Source organism: Streptomyces sp. NPDC107559, from assembly GCF_055657365.1.
In genome coordinates this window covers 1-19,733 of the sequence record NZ_JBVKBD010000004.1, presented here as the reverse complement: position 1 = coordinate 19,733, position 19,733 = coordinate 1, and the positions used below count along the sequence as shown (strand labels likewise).

At 69.9% G+C, this 19,733-nt stretch carries 16 protein-coding genes and 1 rRNA gene; 8 read left to right on the top strand and 9 right to left on the bottom strand.

From position 1 onward, the window contains the following. Positions 1-72: 72 nt before the first annotated feature. From pstB to pstS, 4 genes are all read right to left on the bottom strand, one after another. Positions 73-849, bottom strand: coding sequence for a phosphate ABC transporter ATP-binding protein PstB (gene pstB, locus ACZ7OY_RS14580; protein WP_152894423.1), 777 nt, complete (start codon positions 847-849; stop codon positions 73-75). Positions 850-915: 66 nt separating this feature from the next. Further along, positions 916-1,977, bottom strand: coding sequence for a phosphate ABC transporter permease PstA (gene pstA / locus ACZ7OY_RS14575; RefSeq protein WP_385537637.1), 1,062 nt, complete (start codon positions 1,975-1,977; stop codon positions 916-918). Further along, complete coding sequence (pstC, locus tag ACZ7OY_RS14570) at positions 1,974-2,975, bottom strand: phosphate ABC transporter permease subunit PstC (protein ID WP_471911706.1); 1,002 nt, start codon at positions 2,973-2,975, stop codon at positions 1,974-1,976. Before pstC ends, pstA begins: the two co-directional genes overlap by 4 nt. 138 nt (positions 2,976-3,113) lie before the next feature. Then, on the bottom strand, positions 3,114-4,241 hold the full coding sequence (gene pstS / locus ACZ7OY_RS14565; RefSeq protein WP_471911705.1) for a phosphate ABC transporter substrate-binding protein PstS: 1,128 nt from the start codon (positions 4,239-4,241) through the stop codon (positions 3,114-3,116). 365 nt (positions 4,242-4,606) lie between these two features. Between pstS and ACZ7OY_RS14560 the strand changes: the two genes are divergently transcribed. Then, positions 4,607-6,178, top strand: coding sequence for an FAD-binding oxidoreductase (locus ACZ7OY_RS14560; RefSeq protein ID WP_471911704.1), 1,572 nt, complete (start codon positions 4,607-4,609; stop codon positions 6,176-6,178). 82 nt (positions 6,179-6,260) lie between these two features. On the opposite strand, the gene ACZ7OY_RS14555 is transcribed toward ACZ7OY_RS14560, so the two are convergent. From ACZ7OY_RS14555 to ACZ7OY_RS14545, 3 genes are all read right to left on the bottom strand, one after another. Continuing rightward, complete coding sequence (locus ACZ7OY_RS14555) at positions 6,261-6,965, bottom strand: phosphatase PAP2 family protein (RefSeq protein ID WP_471911703.1); 705 nt, start codon at positions 6,963-6,965, stop codon at positions 6,261-6,263. A 279-nt stretch (positions 6,966-7,244) separates the two neighbouring features. After that, positions 7,245-8,252, bottom strand: coding sequence for a C40 family peptidase (locus ACZ7OY_RS14550; protein WP_471911702.1), 1,008 nt, complete (start codon positions 8,250-8,252; stop codon positions 7,245-7,247). Between the two features lie 292 nt (positions 8,253-8,544). Next, the gene (locus ACZ7OY_RS14545; RefSeq protein ID WP_471911701.1) at positions 8,545-9,339 is read right to left on the bottom strand and encodes a trypsin-like serine peptidase; all 795 of its coding nucleotides are present in this window, start codon (positions 9,337-9,339) and stop codon (positions 8,545-8,547) included. Between the two features lie 729 nt (positions 9,340-10,068). Here ACZ7OY_RS14545 and ACZ7OY_RS14540 point away from each other — a divergent pair. The 7 genes from ACZ7OY_RS14540 to ACZ7OY_RS14510 all read left to right on the top strand — a co-directional run bounded on the left by ACZ7OY_RS14540 (position 10,069) and on the right by ACZ7OY_RS14510 (position 19,009). Then, a complete protein-coding gene (locus ACZ7OY_RS14540) occupies positions 10,069-11,391 on the top strand; it encodes a S53 family peptidase (RefSeq protein ID WP_471911700.1) in 1,323 nt (440 codons plus the stop codon). Between the two features lie 360 nt (positions 11,392-11,751). Then, positions 11,752-12,060: a hypothetical protein gene (locus ACZ7OY_RS14535; protein WP_014673544.1), complete on the top strand. Its 309-nt coding sequence runs from the start codon at positions 11,752-11,754 to the stop codon at positions 12,058-12,060. A gap of 177 nt (positions 12,061-12,237) precedes the next feature. Then, positions 12,238-13,107, top strand: a complete 870-nt coding sequence (locus ACZ7OY_RS14530; RefSeq protein WP_471911699.1) for a hypothetical protein — start codon at positions 12,238-12,240, stop codon at positions 13,105-13,107. Next, the gene (locus ACZ7OY_RS14525) at positions 13,097-14,422 is read left to right on the top strand and encodes a hypothetical protein (RefSeq protein WP_471911698.1); all 1,326 of its coding nucleotides are present in this window, start codon (positions 13,097-13,099) and stop codon (positions 14,420-14,422) included. The genes ACZ7OY_RS14530 and ACZ7OY_RS14525 overlap by 11 nt, the downstream gene beginning before the upstream one ends. Then, positions 14,419-15,978, top strand: a complete 1,560-nt coding sequence (locus tag ACZ7OY_RS14520; RefSeq protein ID WP_471911697.1) for an SCO6880 family protein — start codon at positions 14,419-14,421, stop codon at positions 15,976-15,978. Before ACZ7OY_RS14525 ends, ACZ7OY_RS14520 begins: the two co-directional genes overlap by 4 nt. Before the next feature lie 6 nt (positions 15,979-15,984). Next, positions 15,985-17,412 (top strand): ATP-binding protein, encoded by a 1,428-nt coding sequence (locus ACZ7OY_RS14515; RefSeq protein WP_471911696.1) that lies wholly within the window; start codon positions 15,985-15,987, stop codon positions 17,410-17,412. A 16-nt stretch (positions 17,413-17,428) separates the two neighbouring features. Then, entirely contained in the window at positions 17,429-19,009 is a 1,581-nt protein-coding gene (locus ACZ7OY_RS14510; protein WP_471911695.1) for a TraM recognition domain-containing protein, read from the top strand. 3 nt (positions 19,010-19,012) lie between these two features. Here ACZ7OY_RS14510 and ACZ7OY_RS14505 read toward each other — a convergent pair whose 3' ends face one another. Further along, entirely contained in the window at positions 19,013-19,576 is a 564-nt protein-coding gene (locus tag ACZ7OY_RS14505) for a GNAT family N-acetyltransferase (protein WP_471911694.1), read from the bottom strand. A 70-nt stretch (positions 19,577-19,646) separates the two neighbouring features. Continuing rightward, positions 19,647-19,733, bottom strand: a 5S ribosomal RNA gene (gene rrf / locus ACZ7OY_RS14500); the annotation flags it as partial.

Sequence of the window (19,733 nt, the reverse complement as noted above, 5' to 3'; positions counted from 1 at the left end):
CTGAAGGGGCGCGGGGAACTGCGCGACCAGCCACGACGGACCCGCGGCCGACACTCCACAGGCCGGGACGGCCTAGCCGAAGCGACCCGAGATGTAGTCCTCGGTCGCCTGACGCGACGGGTTGGAGAAGATCCGCTCCGTGTCGTCGATCTCGATGAGCTTGCCGGGCTGGCCGACCGCCGCGAGGTTGAAGAACGCCGTACGGTCGGAGACACGCGCGGCCTGCTGCATGTTGTGCGTCACGATGACGATCGTGAAGCGCTCCTTCAGCTCACCGATCAGGTCCTCGATGGCGAGGGTGGAGATCGGGTCGAGGGCCGAGCAGGGCTCGTCCATGAGCAGGACCTTCGGCTCGACCGCGATCGCGCGGGCGATGCACAGTCGCTGCTGCTGACCACCGGACAGACCGGAACCGGGCTTGTTCAGGCGGTCCTTGACCTCGTTCCAGAGGTTCGCGCCCTTGAGCGACCGCTCGACGATGTCGTTCAGCTCGCTCTTCTTGTACTTGCCGTTCAGGCGCAGCCCCGCCGCCACGTTGTCGAAGATCGACATCGTGGGGAAGGGGTTCGGGCGCTGGAAGACCATGCCGACCTCGCGGCGCACCGACACCGGGTCGATGGCCGGGCCGTAGAGGTCTTCGTCGTCCAGGAGCACCTTGCCCTCGACGCGGCCACCCGTGGTGACTTCGTGCATACGGTTCAGGGTGCGCAGGAACGTCGACTTGCCGCAGCCCGAGGGGCCGATGAAGGCCGTCACCGAGCGGGGCTCGACCGTCATCGAGATGTCTTCGATCGCCTTGTGGGAGCCGTAGTAGGCGGTGAGTCCGCTTACGTCGATTCGCTTGGCCATGACTACTTCACTTCCAGAATCTTCAGTCGCCGAGGGCCCCGCACGGCGGAGCCGTAAATCGTCGCTTTAGCGACCGGTCTTCGGGGCCTTCCAGCGGGCGATGCCGCGGGCCACCAGGTTCAGGATCATCACGAAGGCGATCAGCGTCAGCGACGCCGCCCAGGCCCTGTCGTACGCCGCCGTCGAACCAGCACTCTGCGAGTACTGCTGGTAGATGTACAGCGGCAGGGAGGCCTGCGCACCCTCGAAGGGGTTGGCGTTGATGAACGGGTTGCCGAACACCAGCAGCAGCACCGGAGCGGTCTCGCCCGCGATACGGGCCACCGACAGCATGATGCCGGTCGTGATGCCGCCGATGGAGGTCGGCAGGACCACCTTCAGGATCGTGCGCCACTTCGGGATGCCGAGCGCCAGGGACGCCTCACGCAGCTCGTTGGGTACGAGCTTGAGCATCTCCTCGGTGGAGCGGACGACCACCGGCATCATCAGGATCGCCAGCGCGAGCGAGCCGGCGAAGCCGAAGGGCTGCATGTCGAACATCAGCATCAGGCTGAGGATGAACAGACCCGCGACGATCGACGGGATACCCGTCATGACGTCCACGAAGAAGGTGACTGCCTTGGCGAGGCTGCCGCGCCCGTACTCGACGAGGTAGATCGCGGTGAGCACACCGATCGGCGCACCGATGACCGTGGCGAGGGCGACCTGCTCCAGGCTGCCGAGGATGGCGTGGTAGATGCCACCGCCCGGCTCGGAGTCGGCGACCACACCCATGGAGTGGGTCAGGAAGTAGGGGTCGAGGACCTTCACACCGCGCTGCACGGTCACCCAGATCAGGGAGACCAGCGGGATCACGGCGAGCACGAAGGCGACCCAGACCAGCGAGGTCGCGATGCGGTCCTTGGCCTGTCGGCGTCCCTCGACGCGCGCGGCGATGACGTACGTGCCGACGAGGAACAGAAGGGCTGCGATCAGGCCCCACTGGATGTGGCTGTCGAGGCCGGCGGCGAGGCCGATCCCGGCCGCGACGACGAGGGAACCACCGGCGATGGCCCACGGCGACCAGTTCGGGAGCGTGGCTCCGCGAAGGGTGCTGGGCCGCTTGGCGGCGACGGCTGCGTGGCTCATGCGTTGGCCCCCGAGTACTCCTTGCGGCGGGCGATGATCATGCGGGCCGCGCCGTTGACCAGCAGGGTGATGACGAACAGGACCAGACCGGAGGCGATGAGCGCGTCACGGCCGAACTCCGTCGCCTCGTTGAACTTGCTGGCGATGTTCTGGGCGAACGTTCCGCCGCCCGGGTTGAGCAGGCTGGCCTGGATGTCGAAGCTCGGGGAGAGCACCGTGGCGACGGCCATCGTCTCGCCGAGCGCGCGGCCGAGGCCGAGCATCGAGGCGGAGATGACGCCGGAGCGGCCGAACGGCAGCACGGACATGCGGATGACCTCCCAGCGCGTGGCGCCGAGAGCAAGGGCCGCTTCCTCGTGCATCTGCGGAACCTGGCGGAAGACCTCGCGGCTCACGTTGGTGATGATCGGAAGGATCATGATCGCGAGCAGGATGCCGACGGTGAGCATCGCACGGGGCGCGCCCTCCTCCCAGGAGAAGATCCCGGTCCAGCCGAGGTAGTCGTTGAGCCAGCCGTACAGGCCGTTCATGTGCGGTACGAGGATCAGGGCGCCCCACAGGCCGTACACGATGGACGGCACGGCGGCGAGCAGGTCGATCACGTACGCGATGGCGCCGCCGATCTTGCGCGGCGCGTAGTGCGTGATGAACAGCGCGATGGCGACGGCGATCGGGACCGCGATGACCATGGCGATGATCGAGGAGACGACGGTGCCGAAGGCCAGCACCGCGACACCGAAGACCGGCGGCTGAAGGCCGGTGTTCCACTCGAAGGTGGTGAGGAAGTTGCCCTGGTCCTTGCTGATCGCGAGAGAGGCGCGGTAGGTGAGGAAGACCGCGATCGCGGCCATGATCACCAGCAGCAGGATGCCCGACCCGCGGGAAAGACCGAGGAAGACCTGGTCACCGCGGCGGCTGGCGCCGGCGCGCTTGCGAGTACCCCCGGAGCGCTGAGGCGTCGGGGGTGGGACGTGAGTGTTCCGTGTTGATATATCCATCTGGTTCTCCGGTCTGCGGAGCCGCTCGGATCGGAGCGGCTCGGCGGAGCCGACCTTGCGGTACGGCTCATGGCGGCGGTGCACCGGACGGTGCGGGCCGGTCCCGGATCGTTACCGGGACCGGCCCACACCTTGGGACTAGCTCAGGCTCGCGACGGTGGTGCGAACCTTGGCGATGATGTCGGCCGGGATGGGCGCGTAGTCGATGCCGGACAGGATGCCCTGGCCCTCTTCGCTGGAGATGTAGGTGAGGAACGCCTTCGTGGCGGCCAGCGTGTCGGCCTTGTTGCCCTTGTCGCAGGCGATCTCGTAGGTGACCAGGGTCAGCGGGTAGGCACCCTCGGCCTTGGTCAGGTAGTTCATCTTGAGCGCCAGGTCGCTGCCGGTGCCGACGACCTTCGCGTCGGCGATGGCCTTGGTGGCACCGTCGGAGGAGGCCTTGACCGGGGCGGCGGCGCCCGTGTCGACGGCGACCGTGGACAGACCGTCCTTGGCGTACGACAGCTCCATGTAGCCGATGGCGCCGTTGGTCTGCTTGACGCCCGCGGCGACACCGGAGGAGCCGGACGCCGACTGGCCGCCCTTGGCCTGCCAGGCCTTACCGCCGGAGTACTTCCAGTTGTCCGGCGTGGTGGCGATCAGGTACTTGGTGAAGTTGTCCGTGGTGCCGGACTCGTCCGAGCGGTGGAACGCCTGGATCTTGAGGTCGGGCAGCTTCGCGGAGGGGTTCAGCTTCTTGATCGCGGCGTCGTTCCACTTGGCGATCTTGCCGTCGAAGATCTTCGCGATGGTCGGGGCGTCCAGGACCAGGTCCTCGACACCGTCGAGCTTGTACGCGATGGCGATCGGGCCGCCGACCATCGGGAGGTCGATGCCCTGGCCGCCGGTGCAGACCGACTTGGAGGCGGTGACCTCTTCGGGCTTCAGCGCGGAGTCGGAACCGGCGAAGGCGACCTGACCCTGGGTGAACGCGGTGACACCGGCGCCGGAGCCGGAGCCCTTGTAGTTGATCTGCACCGTCTTGCAGGCGGCGGTGAACTGCTTGACCCAGGCGTCGATCGCGTTCTTCTGCGCGGACGAGCCATCCGCCAGCAGCTGCCCCTTGGCATCGTCACACTTGACGCTGCTGGTGTTCGCGCTGGCCGACGAGGTGTCGCTGGCGTTGGTGCCCGTGTCGTCGGAGCCGCACGCCGTGAGGGCCAGGGCGCCGGAGACGGCGAGAGCGCCGAGAGCGAGAACTCGCCGGTTCTTGCGCTGAAGCTTCACTGAGGAAATTCCTTCCAGGAGCCGCCGTCCTGTTCGGCGGCGTGCGGAGACTGACTCGAAACGGACGCATATTCGTGTGCGCTCCGCATCGGGTAAGCCCGAAATTAGGCAGAACAGGTGACGCGACCTGAGGCCCGAGGTGAACGGAAGGTGAACCCCTGAGGGCGGTGCGGTTAGGTCACGGAATGCTCACGGGGAGGGCACGTGGAGGTCCCGACGCACTACCCACCCAGCAAACCACCTGGAGGCGCACATCACCTGTCGGACACCCCCGTCGATCACCCCCGCCGACGTACTCTCGGCTGCCCCGGGAACCCTCCGGCCGCAAGGCTCGTCTGGTTCCAAAGGAACGGGCAGGAGGCCACATGGAACGGCGTGCGTTCATCGGAGGCGGCGCGGCCGCGATAGCGGCGGTCGCGACGGCCGGGTGCAGAAGCGGGGGAAGCGGGGCGGCGCACAGCGCCGGCCCTTCGGCCACGGCGGACACCTCCGCCGCCGCCACCCCCTCCCTGATCACCGCAGCGGGCTCGGCCCCCGCGAACTGGACCGCGCTCGGCCGTGATCTGGACGGCCTCCTGGTCCGCCCGGGTGACGCCGGCTGGCAGACGGCCCACCAGCTCTACAACACCCGCTTCGACAACCTGAAGCCCGCGGCTGTCGCCTATGTCGCCCACGCGGACGACATCCGTACGACCCTCGCGTACGCCCGCGCCCACCACATCCAGGTGTCGATCCGCAACGGCGGCCACTCCTACGCGGGCTGGTCCTCGGGCAACGGCCGTCTGATCCTCGACGTCTCCAAGCTGAACCGGGTCCGCAGCAGCGGCGACTCCGCGGTCGTCGGCGCCGGGGCCAAGCTGATCGACGTCTACCGCGGGCTGGCGGCGAAGGGCGTGACGATCCCCGCGGGCTCCTGCCCGACCGTGGGCGTCTCCGGTCTGGTGCTGGGCGGCGGCCACGGGGTGGCCTCCCGCGCGTACGGCCTGACCTGCGACAGCCTCACCCAGGCGACCCTGATCACGGCGGACGGCAAGGAGGTGACCGCCAACGCCACCGAGAACAAGGAGCTCTTCTGGGCCCTGCGCGGCGCGGGCAACGGCAACTTCGGGGTCGTCACCGAACTGCGCTTCCGCACCCATGCCGCCCCGCAGGCCGTCACCGCGTACCTGACCTGGCCGTGGGCGAAGGCGGCCGCGGTGGTGAAGGCCTGGCAGGAGTGGGGCCCGTCCCAGCCGGACGAGATCTGGTCCTCGCTGCACCTGGAGAGCTCCGGCGGTACGCCCACGGTCTCCGTGGCGGCCTTCTCCGTCGGCACCTACGGCGAGCTCCAGAACGCCGTCGACCGCCTCGCCGACCGGGTCGGCGCCCCGGCCCGCAGCGTGACGCTGCGCCGCCGCGGTTACGAGGAGGCGATGGAGATCTACGCCGGTTGCTCATCCTTCTCCACCGACGCCCAGTGCCATCTGCCGGGCTCGACCCCGGGACGCTCCGCGCAGGGCGCGCTGGGCCGGGAGACGTACGCGGCGCGCTCGGACTTCTTCGACCGCTCCCTGTCCTCGGCCGGCGTCCAGACCCTGCTCGACCGGATCGCCGCGACGCGCGGCGGCGCGGGCAGCATCGCCCTGACGGCGCTCGGCGGCGCGGTCAACCGGGTCTCCCCCACGGCGACGGCCTTCGTGCACCGCCGCTCCCGGATGCTGGCGCAGTACATAGCGTCCTGGGGGACCGGCACGTCGGGCACCACGGCCCAGTCCTGGCTGACCCAGGCCCACGACGCGATGAAGCCGTACGCCTCGGGCGCCGCCTACCAGAACTACACGGACCCGACCCTGACCAACTGGCGGCAGGCGTACTACGGCGCCGCGGCGTCGAGGCTGGCCCAGGTGAAGAAGACCTACGACCCGAACCGCTTCTTCTCCTACCCGCAGGCCCTGTAGCCCTGTAGCCGGTCCCGGGCGCTCGGTCGCCCGGGACCTCAAGCGCGGGCAGGCGCTCAGAGGCTCGGCTCAGGCACGCGGCTCAGGCCGCGAGGTCGCGCTCCGCGTCCGACGAGGACGCGCTGCGCGCCTCCGGGACCACCGCGTCCGGGCCGTCCCCGGCCGTACGGCGCCGGATCAGCCGTCCGGCCCTCGGCGACTGCTCCACGGCCTTCATCAGCGGTGTGAGCATCAGCATGGCCGGCGGCGACAGCAGCAGGGCCACGGCCGTGCCGAGCGCGAACCCGCCGACGACGTCGGTCGGGTAGTGCACGCCCATGTAGACGCGGCAGAAGCCTTCCAGCATCGCCAGCGCGATCCCCAGGAGACCGAACCTGCGGTTCGTGACGAACAGGCCGACGCCGATCGCCATGGTGATGGTGGCGTGGTCGCTCACGAACGAGTAGTCGTTCTTGCCGGAGACGAGGACGTCGAGTCCCTGGTGGTCGAGGAAGGGCCGGGGCCGCTGCACGAACCCGCGGATCGGCACGTTCACCAGGACCGCGATGCCTGCCGCCAGCGGCGCCCACACCAGTCCCGCCACGGCGGAGGCGGCTTCGTCCCCGCCTCGCCGCCGCACGCTCGACCAGCACCAGAGCACCACCAGGACCATGGCGAGCAGCAGTCCGTACTCGCCGACGAACGCGACGCCGCGGTCGAACCAGTGCGGCGTGCTCCCGGCCAGACCGTTGATGTCGTACAGCAGGTCGACGTCAGGGTTCGACCCGGATTCAGCGAGTCCAGCCATGGCGCTGCGGCCCCTTCGTCGTTGCCCCGGACGCACCGCTCGTGCGCCCGCTCCTGCCCACCCCCGTGGCCCGTAGATCCGCTTCTGCTCGCCGTGCGCCCATCCGCGCATCCGGCCTGTGCCGACCGCCGACCGTCGGCTGCCGTCCACCGCCACCGGACTACGTCAACAGGAACGCACGGCCCTGGTGAATACGTTCCACACTCCACCGAATGATCACGCAGACGTTATCGAAGAGAGATACGTCATCGCAGCTCAGGGGGTGGGTTCACACTCGGTTCACACCCTGGTGGGCAATGCTTTCGCGCCATCTTCGGTGACCCGGGTGGCTCCGAAATACTCGGAGTTGTCGATCGGGTCGAACCGGATCACGGCGCCCGTCCGGGGCGCGTCGATCATGTACCCGCCGCCCACGTAGATGCCCACGTGGTGGATGGCCCGCGAGTCGCTGAGGTCGTGGGAGAAGAACACCAGGTCCCCGGGCAGCAGTTCGGACCGCTTGGGGTGCGGCCCGGCGTTGTACTGGTCGTTGGCGACCCGCGGCAGCGGGATCCCGACACTGGCGTACGAGGCCTTGGTCAGCCCCGAGCAGTCGAAGCGACCGCCCTGGTCGGCGGTGCCGTTGCCGCCCCACAGATAGGGCGTGCCGAGCTTCTTCTGCGCGTAGTAGATCGCCCCGGCCGCCTGCCTCGACGGATCGACCCGGGTGACGGGCGCGGCGAAGGACTCCTCCAGGGTCGTGATCGTCTTCACGTAGTTGCGGGTCTCCGCGTACGGCGGCACGCCCCGGTACCTGATGACCGCGTAGGCCCCCGCGTTGTAGGCGGCGAGCATGTTGTCCGTGACGTTCCCCGGCACGTTCTTCACATAGGCGGCGAGCTGGCAGTCGTACGAGGCGGCCGACGGGATCGCGTCATTCGGGTCCCAGACGTCACGGTCCCCGTCCCCGTCCCCGTCGATGCCGTGCGTGGCCCAGGTCCCCGGGATGAACTGCGCTATCCCCTGCGCGGCCGCCTGGCTCTTCGCGTTCGGGTTGAACCCGCTCTCCTGGTACAACTGGGCAGCCAGCAGGGCCGGGTTGAGGGCGGGGCAGAGATCGCCCCATTTCTGAACCAGTGTCTGATACGCCGCGGGTACGGCCCCCTTGGCCAGCGCCCTGGTCCCGCCGCCCACCTGGTTGGCGATGTTCCCGGCGACGACGTACACCCCGACGACGAGCAGCATCACGAAGGCGAGCCCGGCGCCGGCGACAGCGGTCACCACGACCCACGTCCTACGCACCGTCAACCGCCCCTCGCCGACCGGGAGTCCGCCGCGGTCAGTTTAGGGGCGGCCCCCGCGGTGCGGGGTGATCATGGGGAAGGTCGACGCGTATGTGCGCGTCGATGGCCGTTTGCCACCGTCCGGACATCCGGGACGGGCCCTGTCGGAGTGGGTCCTCCCGGAACGGGTCCTGCCGGGACGGACCCTGCCGGAATGAGTCCTCCCGGGACGGGCCCTGCCGGAATGAGCCCTGCCGGGGTCGATGCCGCGGTGGGTCCTGCCGGGGTCGATGCCGGGGTGGACCAGGGCGGTGTTGTCAGGAGGTGCCGGCCGCGTCCCGGTAGAGCTCCGCGGCCTCGTCGGCGAACACCACGCTGTAGGAGATGTCGTCGGTGTCCCCGCCCTGGTCGTGCCCGCCGAGCACACCGACGATCTGCCCGGCGCCGCTCACCCAGGGGCTGCCGCTGGTGCCGCCGCTGAAGGCGGGGCAGTCGATGCGCTGCTGGGTGGGGCTGTGCGCGGTGGGCCTGTTGGTGCAGCTGACCGGCACCTCTCGGGAATCGGGATAGCCGGTGACGGTCACCGCGGTCGCCCCGGTGGCCAGGCCGGCGGCGAACAGGTTCGCGCCGACCACGTCCTCGACGGCCTTGCCGCCCTGCGGCTCGACGACGGCGAAGGCGAGGTCGCTGTCCTCGTCCTTGCCCGCGGCCCAGCCGTCGGGCAGGAACCGCCGGCGGACCGTCCACACCCCGTACGCGGCCGCGCCGTCCCGGTACCCCGGCACGAAGAGGAACGTGTCGCCCCGGCCGTCGAGGCAGTGCGCCGCGGTGGCGATGAGGTCGTGGTGCGGGCTGTGCACGACGGAGGCGGTGCAGAAGTGGCTGCCGGCGAGACGAGAGCCGCGGTCGGCGGGGAACAGCGCACCCACCCGGTCGGCGGACGCCGTCTGCGCGGCCACGGCGGTCATCCCGAGCGGCCCGATGCCGTCGCCCGCGGTGGAGGCCGAGGCCGAGGCGGACGCGGCGGCCAGCAGCACCAGCGCCCCGAAAAGGGCGCGCTTGCGGGGGTGCACCGCGCGCGGCGTGCGACGGGTGCGTGGCGTGCGCTTCATCGGGGCCCACCTTGTCCCATGCAGACGAGGGGAAACGTCTCCGTCCTTCCGGCTCCGGCTCGGCATCCCGTCCACCGTACTGGGTGCACTCACGGACCGCCTCCGCTCCCGACGCCACTCCGCCCCCAGCCGCCTCCGCCGCCCGCGCCCCTCAGCCCCCAGCCGCCCCCTCCCCGGGGCGCGGGCAGCTGCCCGGGGCCCCTCGGAACCCGAGCCGGTCGGCTGCCCCAGACCGTTGACCGGTCGGCCCGCCCCGCTCGGCGCCGGACACCGGTACACGTACGAGAACGCGCACGACGCCCCGCGCGTACGGCACCCCGCGCGGGCGGGCCCGCCCGCGGCCGGGCCGAACCCGCCGAGCCGAACCCACCGCGCCGAACCCACCGCGTCGAACCCACCGCGCCGGACCATCGCACCCTCACCGACGGACACCCCGACTCCCCTCCCTTCAGCACCCGTTGTTCCAGCTCCGAGCAGCCGCGGGACTCTGTGCACACCCTGTGTACAAGGTCAAGACCCAGCCATCGCCCGTCCATTCGCCCGCCATCGAGCGGTAAGCCCCACCCCTCGTTCGTAAGGCGGAAGTCAGGATTCCAAAAGGCGCCTTGTTGTCGCGTACTCAACAAGTCAGAGTCGTCGGCGGGCCGCCGCCCGCTGCCGGGGACCACGCACCGGTGGCATCACGACCACCCGCACCGCCCCTGTCAACCACTCTCAGGAGGCAGTCCGTTGCGTACGTCACCCCCCAGCACACCAGCCCTGCACGGCAGATGGCGCCGCATCGGCTCCGCGGCCCTCGGCACCGCGGCGCTCGTGCTCGCCGGACTCGGCACCGCGGCCCACGCCGGCGCCACCCCCATGGCCACCGCGAAAGTCACCTCGTCCCAGGCGACTTGGACCGCGACCCCCTGCGCCACGCCCCGCAAGGCGGGCGAACTGGCCTGCAACTCCTTCCGTGTCACCGGCGGCCTCACCGCCTTCCAGAAGCACCAGGCCCAGACCACCGGCGTCACACCGAAGTCCGCGGACGCCTCCACCCCCTCCGGCTACGGCCCGAGCAACCTCCAGTCCGCCTACGGACTGACCTCCGCCGCCGCCTCCAACGGCTCCGGCGAGACCATCGCGATCGTCGACGCCTACGACGACCCGAACGCCGCGGCCGACCTCGCGACCTACCGCTCGTACTACGGCCTGTCCGCCTGCACCGTCGCCAACGGCTGCTTCAAGAAGGTCAGCCAGACCGGCTCCACGACCTCGCTGCCCTCCGCCGACAGCGGCTGGGCCGAGGAGATCTCCCTGGACCTCGACATGGCCAGCGCGATCTGCCCGAAGTGCAACATCCTGCTGGTCGAGGCCAAGTCCGCCACCATGGCCAACCTCGGCACCGCGGTGAACGAGGCGGTCGCCCTGGGCGCGAAGTACGTCTCCAACAGCTACGGCGGCTCGGAGTCCTCCTCCGACACCACCTACGACTCCTCGTACTTCAACCACACCGGCGTCGCCATCACCGTCTCCGCGGGCGACTCCGGCTACGGCGCCGAGTACCCGGCGGCCTCCAAGTACGTCACCGCGGTCGGCGGCACCGCCCTGTCCACCTCCTCCACCACCCGCGGCTGGACCGAGACGGTCTGGAAGACCAGCAGCACCGAGGGCACCGGCTCCGGCTGCTCCGCCTACGACGCCAAGCCGACCTGGCAGACCGACACCGGCTGCACCAAGCGCACCATCGCCGACGTCTCCGCCGTGGCCGACCCGGCGACCGGCGTCTCCGTCTACGACTCCTACGGCATCACCGCCGGCTGGTACACCTTCGGCGGGACCAGCGCCTCGGCCCCGATCATCGCGGGCGTCTACGCCCTCGGCGGCACCCCGTCCAGCGGCTCGTACCCGGCGAAGTTCCCGTACAGCGCGGCCGGCACCTCCGCCCTGAACGACGTCACCAGCGGCAGCAACGGCAGCTGCTCCTCCAGCTACCTGTGCACCGCCAAGTCCGGCTACGACGGCCCCACCGGCTGGGGCACCCCGCAAGGCGTGGCGGCCTTCACCGGCTGACCAACGGTCGGCACAGCGCGCCGCCTTGGGCCGTGGGGGCCCGGGCGGCAAGGGGCGAACGGGCCGCGGCACCCAGCCGCGGCCCGTTCGCCGTTGCCGATAACCTTCACCCCGGGAACATCGACGCGAAAAAGGGTCAACGACGGAACCACACCACAGGTTCCGGTCTGACTTCATTGCCCGGCGTGACCTGCCGTGATACACAGAGTCACCAGACGACCCCAAGCCAGGTGTTCGTAAGAAACCCGCCAAGCAATGACGCCAAGTCGACATACGACGGCGCCGTTGTCAGCGACAATGAGGGCTGACCTCTGCACACCGCAGAGGCTGCGGAACTACCCACCAGGGGCGGTGACTTACATGCTCTTTGCGGCCGACAAGGGAGACATCAACACCATCATCGGCGGGATCGCTCCGGACTGGGGCCCCTTCGGCAGCCTGGGCAACGAGGCCAAGGTGATGATCGAGGTGGTGATGGCGGTCGCCATCCTGCTCTGCCTCGGCATCGCGGTCTGGGGTGCCGCCAAGCAGCGTATCGGCGCGACCGCGCTGCGTGACACGTTCAGCGCGGAACAGGGCAAGGGCCTCATCATCGCGGGCCTCACCGGCGTCTTCATCATCGGCTCGCTCGGCACCCTGTTCACCATCGTGTACGGCATGGCCGTCTAGCCCCGGCCCGCCCGGGCGCGCCCGGCTCCACTCCTCTCCCCACCCGCCCGTCGTGCCCACCGGCTGAGGTTGCGTTTCCCTGATGTCGAGTCACCACACCGCGCCCGCGCGGGAACCAGCACGGCTACCGTCGTACTTCTACGCTTTTCGGTACGAGGTCGAGGGGGCGTACGCGGCATGAGCCTCGGGGACGATCAGAGCTACGGCGACACCGCACGCGGCGGTGCCGACGACGGCTACGGCGGGACCGGCCAGACCCGCACCCGCCTGCCCGACGGCGACCCCTACGGGGGCGCCCGACGCGGCGGCCGCTCGTCCACGCGGAGCCTGGTCACGGTGGTCGGCGTGGTCGTCCTGCTCATCGCGGCGATCGCCTTCGCCAACCGCGGAGGGGACGATTCCGCATCCGCCGACGGCACCGGATCCCCGGGCGCGGGCGGTAACAAGCCGAAGACGTCGACAACCGCGGCCAGCGGGACGAAGCCGGTCGAGACGAAGACGAACGGGATCCCGAGCGGATTCAAGCACGATGCGCAGGGAGCACAGAGCGCTGCGGCGAACTACTCGGTCGCCCTCGGCTCGACCGACATGTTCGTCACGGCCAGACGGCACGACATCGTCAACACCGTCTACGCCCCCGCCGTCGCCGCCGCACGTCAGACGGACCTGGACAAGGCGTACTCGAGCGAGAGCTTCCTGACGAACATCGGGCTCGGCAAGGACGGCACCGCGCCGAACGGTCAGACCTTCGTCTCCCGGATCATCCCGGTGGGCACCAAAGTAACGGCGTCCGCCCCGGACAGCGCCACCGTCGAGGTCTGGTACACGTCCCTGTTCGGCCTCTCCGGCGACGGCTCGACCAACCCCGTATCCGAGAGCTGGTACACCACCACGTACGAGCTGAAGTGGGTCGACGCAGACTGGAAGATCACGGACTTTCAGCAGAAGGACGGGCCCGTCCCGGTCGGACGCGACCAGAAGGCCTCCACCGCTGACGACATGACGAAGGCCGTCGAGGAGTACGGAGGGTTCACCTATGCGCGCTAACCACCGCTTCCTCAAGGTCACCACAGCTGTCGCCGCCGTGCAGGCGACCGCAGTGCTGCTGGCCACCCGCGCCTTCGCCGCGCCGTCACCCAGCCCGTCGCCCAGTCCGTCGTCGTCACCGTCGACCAGCAGCCAGTGCGATCTCATCCGAGGCCCCGCGAAGGAATACTGCGAACGCGGCAACGCCCCCTCCGGCACCACCACCCCCAGCACCACCGACACCCTCGACCCCCTCTCCTCCCTCGCCAAGGGCTGCGCCGACGCCGCTTCCTGGACCATCGACAAGCTCAGCGAGGCCGTGCAGGACACCGCGAACGTCGACTTCACCAACGCCAAGTTCCTCCAGCAGTACGCGGTCGTCTTCGCCGCCTCGACCGTGCTGACGCTGCTGCTGTGGCTGCTGGCCGTCGCCAAGCGGGCGGTGCGCGGGGTCCCGCTGACCACCGCCATCGGAGAGGCCGTCGGCTTCCTCTGGCTCACCGTGCTGGCCTCCGCCTTCACCCCGCTGATCCTCTACACGGTCGTCTCCGCGACCGACGGCATCACCGAGGTCCTGGCGAAGACCACCGGGAACCAGACCGACACGTTCTTCGGCAACTTCTCCGGCGCCCTCGCCAAGGGCGACAACATCGGCGGCGGCCCGATCATGCTGATCGTGGTGTCGCTGGTCTCCATCCTCGCCGCCGGCGTCCTGTGGCTGGAACTGGTCATCCGGGCCGCGCTCCTCTACGTCGGCGCCCTGCTCGGCACCGTCGTCTACGCCGGCATGGTCGACAAGAACCTGTGGGGCCATGTGCGCCGCTGGGCCGGAATCATGATCGCCGTGATCCTGGTCAAACCGGTCATCGTCATCGTGCTCGGCCTGGCCGGAGCCCTGTCCACCGACGACGGCCCCGGCGCCTTCTCCGCCGTGGTCTCCGGACTCGCGATCATCCTGCTCGCCATCTTCGCCAGCGCGATGATCTACCGCTTCGTCCCCGGCTTCGGCGACGAGATCGCCAACTCCCGCAACAACCGGATCATGCAGGGCGCCGAGGGAAAGGCCGCCGCGGTCATCAGCTCCCCGGCGACCCTGGTCGCCCAGGGCATCAAGACGCACAGCACCCGCGCCGACAACAACGGCGGCGGCCAGTCCGGTTCCACCGGCGCCCGCCCGGCCAACCCCGCCTCGGGCGGAATGGCAGCGCACGGCTCCCGCACCCCGAGCGCAGGGGGCGGATCCGCCACCGCACCCGCGCCCCGCGCACCCAGCGCGGTCAACACCCCGCACGCCGGCAATACACGCAACAACCGCACGGGAGGTGAAGGGCGTTGACGACCGAGACCCACCTGTCCCATCCGGTCACGCCCCGCCGTTCATATCTGATCGGCCGCGCCCGGCCGAACGCGATCGTCGGCCGCAACCGCGAGTCCGGCGAGATCGCGCTCATCGTCGTCGGCGCGTTCCTCGGCATGATGTGCGGGCTCCTCGTCCCCCTGCTGGCCCTGCGCATCGTGCTGCTGTCCGGCTTCCCCGTGCTCGCGCTGGCCGCGGTCTACGTGCCGTACAAGCAGCGCACGTTCTACAAATGGTTCGAGGTGAACCGCAGTTACAAGCGGACCCTGCGCCGGGGCACCGCCTACCGCTCCGCCGTCATGGAGGCGGGAATCCGGGCCGACGGCCGGGAGATCGAGGTCGGCCCGCCGCCCGGCATCGGCCGCATCAGCTGGCTGGCCGCCCCCTTCGGCCCCGACGAGATCGCCGTACTCCTGCACGCCGACCGCCGTACGGTCACCGCGGCGATCGAGATCGAGGGCCCCGGCGTCGGTCTGCGCGACAGCGAGGACCAGGAGGCCCTCGTCGACCGCTTCGGCACCCTCCTGAAGCACGTGGCCAACGGCGACGGCTTCGTCACCCGCCTCCAGATGCTCGCCCGCACCCTCCCCGCCGACCCCGACGCCCACGCCAAGGACGTGGCCGTACGCGGCGACGAGAAGGCACCGGGATGGCTGGCCCAGTCGTACGACCAGCTCCAGTCGATGGTCTCCACCAGCAGCGAGCAGCACCGCGCCTACCTCGTCGCCTGCATGCACTACAACCGTGAACTGGCCGCCGAGGCACAGGCCATGGCGCGCGCCGCCCGCCCCGCGGCCGGCCGCAAGCTGGACCGCGACGCCGGACTCGCCGTCGTCATGGCCCGCGAGCTCACCGACATCTGCTCCCGCCTCCAGGAAGCGGACATCCGGGTCCGCCAGCCGCTGGGCCAGGGCCGCCTCGCGTCCCTGATCCACTCCATGTACGACCCGGACCACCCGATCGACCACATCCAGGCGATGACCAAGCGCAACGCCTGGCCGGCCGAACTGGACGCCATGGAGCCCCAGTACCTCCAGGCGAAGACCCGCGAGTCCTCCACCCGCGCCCCCTGGTGCCACGCCACCGCCTGGGTCAAGGAGTGGCCGATGACCCCGGTCGGCGTCAACTTCCTGGCCCCGCTCCTGGTCCACACCCCGGACGTCATCCGCACGGTCGCCGTCACCATGGACCTCGAACCCACCGAGGTCGCCATCGAGCGCATGCTGACGGAGAAGACGAACGACGAGGCGGAGGCCTCGCGCGCCGCGAAGATGAACCGCACCGTCGACCCGCGTGACGTGGCCGCCCACGGCCGCCTCGACCAGCGCGGAGAGGACCTCGCCAGCGGCGCGGCCGGCGTCAACCTGGTCGGCTACATCACCGTCTCCTCCCGCAACCCCGAAGCGCTGGCCCGCGACAAGCGGACCATAAGGGCCTCGGCCGGAAAGTCGTATCTGAAACTGGAGTGGTGCGACCGCGAGCACCACCGCGCCTTCGTGAACACACTTCCCTTCGCCACCGGCATTCGGAGGTAGGACCTGATGCGGGATCCGCTGTCCGTCCTCACCGACGCCTTCACCTCCTTCCTCTTCGGGAAGGTGGAGACGACCCGGCTCCCGGTGCGCACCTCGACGGGCCAGGCCCAGGCGGTCTACCTGCCCACCGCCGCCCCCGGCCTCGGTGACTCCGGCGTCATCATCGGCCGCGAGGTCTACTCCGGGAAGGGCTACATCTACGACCCCTTCCAGCTCTACGGCCAGCAGCTGCCGGCCCCGCACTGGCTCGTCCTCGGCGAGTCCGGCAACGGCAAGTCGGCCCTGGAGAAGACGTACGTCCTACGGCAACTGCGCTTCCGCGACCGGCAGGTCGTCGTCCTGGACGCCCAGGGCGAGGACGGCGTCGGCGAATGGAACCTCATCGCCCAGCAGTTGGGAATAACCCCCATCCGCCTGGACCCGATGGCCGCCCTGGACCACGGCATCCGCCTCAACCCGCTCGACCCCTCGATCACCACCACGGGCCAGCTGGCACTGCTGCGCACCATCATCGAGGTCGCCATGGGCCACGGCCTGGACGAACGCTCCGGCTTCGCCCTCAAGGTCGCCCACGCCTTCGTCAACGAGACGATCCTCGACCGCCAGCCGGTCCTGACCGACATCGTGGAACAACTGCGCCACCCCGAACCGGAGTCGGCCGAGGCGATGAACGTCGCCACGGACGACGTACGGGCCTGGGGCCTGGACGTCGCCCTGGTCCTGGACCGCCTGGTCGACGGTGACCTGCGCGGCATGTTCGACGGCCCGACCACCGTGGGCATCGACCTGGACGCCCCGCTGATCGTCTTCGACCTCTCCCACATCGACCGCAACTCCATCGCGATGCCGATCCTGATGGCCATCGTCGGCGTCTGGCTGGAACACACCTGGATCCGCCCCGACCGCAAGAAGCGCATCTTCCTGGTCGAGGAAGCCTGGCACATCATCAACAGCCCCTTCGTGGCCCAGCTGTTCCAGCGGCTGCTGAAGTTCGGGCGCCGGCTCGGCCTGTCCTTCGTCGCGGTGGTCCACCATCTCTCCGACGTGGTGGACGGAGCGGCCGCCAAGGAGGCGGCGGCCATCCTCAAGATGGCCTCGACCAGGACGATCTACGCACAGAAGGCCGACGAGGCACGGGCCACCGGCCGGGTGCTCGGCCTGCCGCGCTGGGCCGTCGAGATCATCCCCACCCTCACCCCCGGCATCGCCGTCTGGGACGTCAACGGCAATGTCCAGGTGGTCAAACACCTGGTCACCGAGACGGAACGCCCGCTGGTCTTCACCGACCGCGCGATGACCGAGTCGTCCAGCGACCTGGCCCCGGACGACGAGGTGCTGCGCGCCGCCGAACTGGAGGCGGAGGAAAGGGCGGCGGCCTTCATGGAACAGCATCTGGGCGATCTGGACGGCTCGTCCGAGTCGACGGTGGCATAGAAGGGGTGTCCCTGGCATGAGACCGGACGAACGCCGGCCCGGCACGGGCGGCATCCCCGACGGCCTGCTGGTAGGCATACTCGCATTCCTGCTCGGCATGACCCTGCTGGTGTGGACGGCCACGGGCCTCGCCGGACTGTTCGCACACGGCTCCTGGCCGTCCGGCGTCACCTTCACCCGCACCCCCCTGGCCATGCGCCGGCTGATCGCCCAGCCGCACGACATGCCCGGCGCCTGGCCGGACGCCGTACCGGACGAGCTCTCCGGCTACGGTCTGTTCTGGGGCCTGTTCATCGGCCAGCTGATGGTCCTGTTCGTCCTGACCGTGTTCGTGATGGGAACCCTGGCCCGCTGGAGAGCGAGCCGGGCCAGAAGACGCGCGGCGGCCACGGACACCCCGGACCACCACGAGGTGCCGGTACCGAGAAGCCCGTCACCGACGCCCGCGCGTGCGACTGAGCCGGTAGCCGCACCGGCGGGCGAACCCGGACCGGCGGACGGCCCATGGCAGACCGCGCCCACACCCTCGCCCACACCGTGGGCCGGACCCACGGCGTCGGCAGGGCCCGTACCGTCGGCAGGGCCCGTGCCCGAGCCCGCCGCGATGCGCCAGGAGCCGGCCACCGCACTCTTCCCTGTGGAACGCACCTCCGGGTGGAAACCGTCCCGCCCGGAGGGCACGGTCGTCTACGCCGCTGCCGAAGCCCGTCGGGCCACCGCGGCCCAGGCCGTGCGCGACGCGGAAGGCGCGGCCCTCGTCGTCACCTCGGATCCCGCCCTCTGGCACGACACCAAGGACGCCCGCGCCAAACTGGGCCCCGTCCACCTCTACGACCCCACGCATCTGTGCGACACCCCGGCGCGCCTGCACTGGTCGCCGACCACCGGCTGCGAGGACAAACAGACCGCGGTGCACAGAGCCGCGGCCCTGCTCGCCCCCGTCCGCCCCAGCGCCAAGATCGACCAGGCCGTCGGCGACACCGCTGAAACGCTCCTGCGCAGCTATCTGCACGCCGCCGCCATCGACGGCCGCACCGTCCGCCATGTCCACCGCTGGTCCCAGGGCACCCAGGTCCAGGACGCCGTACGCATCCTGCGCACGAACCCCAAGGCCGCCCCCGGTGCCGCGGGCGAGCTGGAGGGCGCCCTCACCTCGCACCCCGAACGCCGTGACATCGCACAGGAACTGACAAGCCGTGCGCTCTCCGCACTGTCCACGGTCAACATCCGTGAGGCCTGCGCCCCGAACCGAAGCGATGCGCTCGCCCTGGATTCCTTCGTCGACGAAGGGGGCACGCTTTATGTGGTCGGTGAATCCATCGAGGACCCCAGGACGCATCCCGGTGCGATGCCCCTCCTGACGGCCCTCGTCTCCAGCGTGGTCGAGCGTGGCCGGCGCATGGCCGAACGGTCATCCTCCGGTCGGCTCGACCCACCACTGACGCTCGTCCTGGACGACGTCGCCGCCGTGGCTCCGCTTCCCCAGCTGCCGGAGCTGCTGGCCACCGGAGCGGACCGGGGCCTGCCCGCCCTGGCCCTGCTCCGGTCCCGGGAACAAGCCCGCGCCCGCTGGCCGCACCAGGAACTCCCGGCGTAGACCTCAATCGCGTTCGAGGACGAACTCAAGCTCGGAATTCTCGAACTCATCGGACGCCTCGGACGCCGGCTCCAACGGCACGACGATCCCGCTCGGCACGAACCCGATCCTTCGGTAGAACCGCTGCGCCCGCTCGTTGTCCGGGTGCACGAGCAGCCGTATCCGCTCGACCCCGGAGCCCCACGCCCACTCCAGTCCGGCATCGAAGAGCACCTCGGTGAGCCCGATCCCACGGAAGTCGTCCCGTACGAACACGGCGACCAGGTGCGCCTGCTTCCGCTCGACCGGAAAGCCCGCCCAGTCCTTCGAGCCCGCCTCCTCGATCAGCACGGTCAGGGTGCCGACCCACTCGCCGTCCGGCCCTTCGGCGATGATCTGCTGAGCTTCGCTCGCGCCCTCCGCAGCTCGCGCGGTCCGCTGCTGCCAGAAGGAATCCGGCTCCTGGACGGCATCCTCGTAGGTCTGGAGGAAGGCGAGGTGCGCGATCGGGTCCTGGAGCGCGAACAGCCGCAGCGCCTTGGCGGCCGGCCATTCATCGGCGCGTATGGATCGGATGACGTAGTTCATGCGCCACACCGTATCCGGAACGCAGAAAAGGCCCCCACCGATTTAACGGTGGAGGCCTTCTCCAAAATTTGTTCGGCGGCGTCCTACTCTCCCACAGGGTCCCCCCTGCAGTACCATCGGCGCTGTGAGGCTTAGCTTCCGGGTTCGGAATGTAACC

What these genes read in the sequence shown, in the direction of transcription:
- ACZ7OY_RS14555 (WP_471911703.1), bottom strand. Translation starts at nt 6,965, where the DNA reads ATGGCTGGACTCGCTGAATCCGGGTCGAACCCTGACGTCGACCTGCTG.
- ACZ7OY_RS14525 (WP_471911698.1), top strand. Translation starts at nt 13,097, where the DNA reads ATGCGCGCTAACCACCGCTTCCTCAAGGTCACCACAGCTGTCGCCGCC.
- ACZ7OY_RS14535 (WP_014673544.1), top strand. Translation starts at nt 11,752, where the DNA reads ATGCTCTTTGCGGCCGACAAGGGAGACATCAACACCATCATCGGCGGG.
- ACZ7OY_RS14530 (WP_471911699.1), top strand. Translation starts at nt 12,238, where the DNA reads ATGAGCCTCGGGGACGATCAGAGCTACGGCGACACCGCACGCGGCGGT.
- ACZ7OY_RS14515 (WP_471911696.1), top strand. Translation starts at nt 15,985, where the DNA reads ATGCGGGATCCGCTGTCCGTCCTCACCGACGCCTTCACCTCCTTCCTC.
- ACZ7OY_RS14545 (WP_471911701.1), bottom strand. Translation starts at nt 9,339, where the DNA reads ATGAAGCGCACGCCACGCACCCGTCGCACGCCGCGCGCGGTGCACCCC.
- ACZ7OY_RS14560 (WP_471911704.1), top strand. Translation starts at nt 4,607, where the DNA reads ATGGAACGGCGTGCGTTCATCGGAGGCGGCGCGGCCGCGATAGCGGCG.
- ACZ7OY_RS14510 (WP_471911695.1), top strand. Translation starts at nt 17,429, where the DNA reads ATGAGACCGGACGAACGCCGGCCCGGCACGGGCGGCATCCCCGACGGC.
- pstA (WP_385537637.1), bottom strand. Translation starts at nt 1,977, where the DNA reads ATGAGCCACGCAGCCGTCGCCGCCAAGCGGCCCAGCACCCTTCGCGGA.
- pstC (WP_471911706.1), bottom strand. Translation starts at nt 2,975, where the DNA reads ATGGATATATCAACACGGAACACTCACGTCCCACCCCCGACGCCTCAG.
- pstB (WP_152894423.1), bottom strand. Translation starts at nt 849, where the DNA reads ATGGCCAAGCGAATCGACGTAAGCGGACTCACCGCCTACTACGGCTCC.
- ACZ7OY_RS14505 (WP_471911694.1), bottom strand. Translation starts at nt 19,576, where the DNA reads ATGAACTACGTCATCCGATCCATACGCGCCGATGAATGGCCGGCCGCC.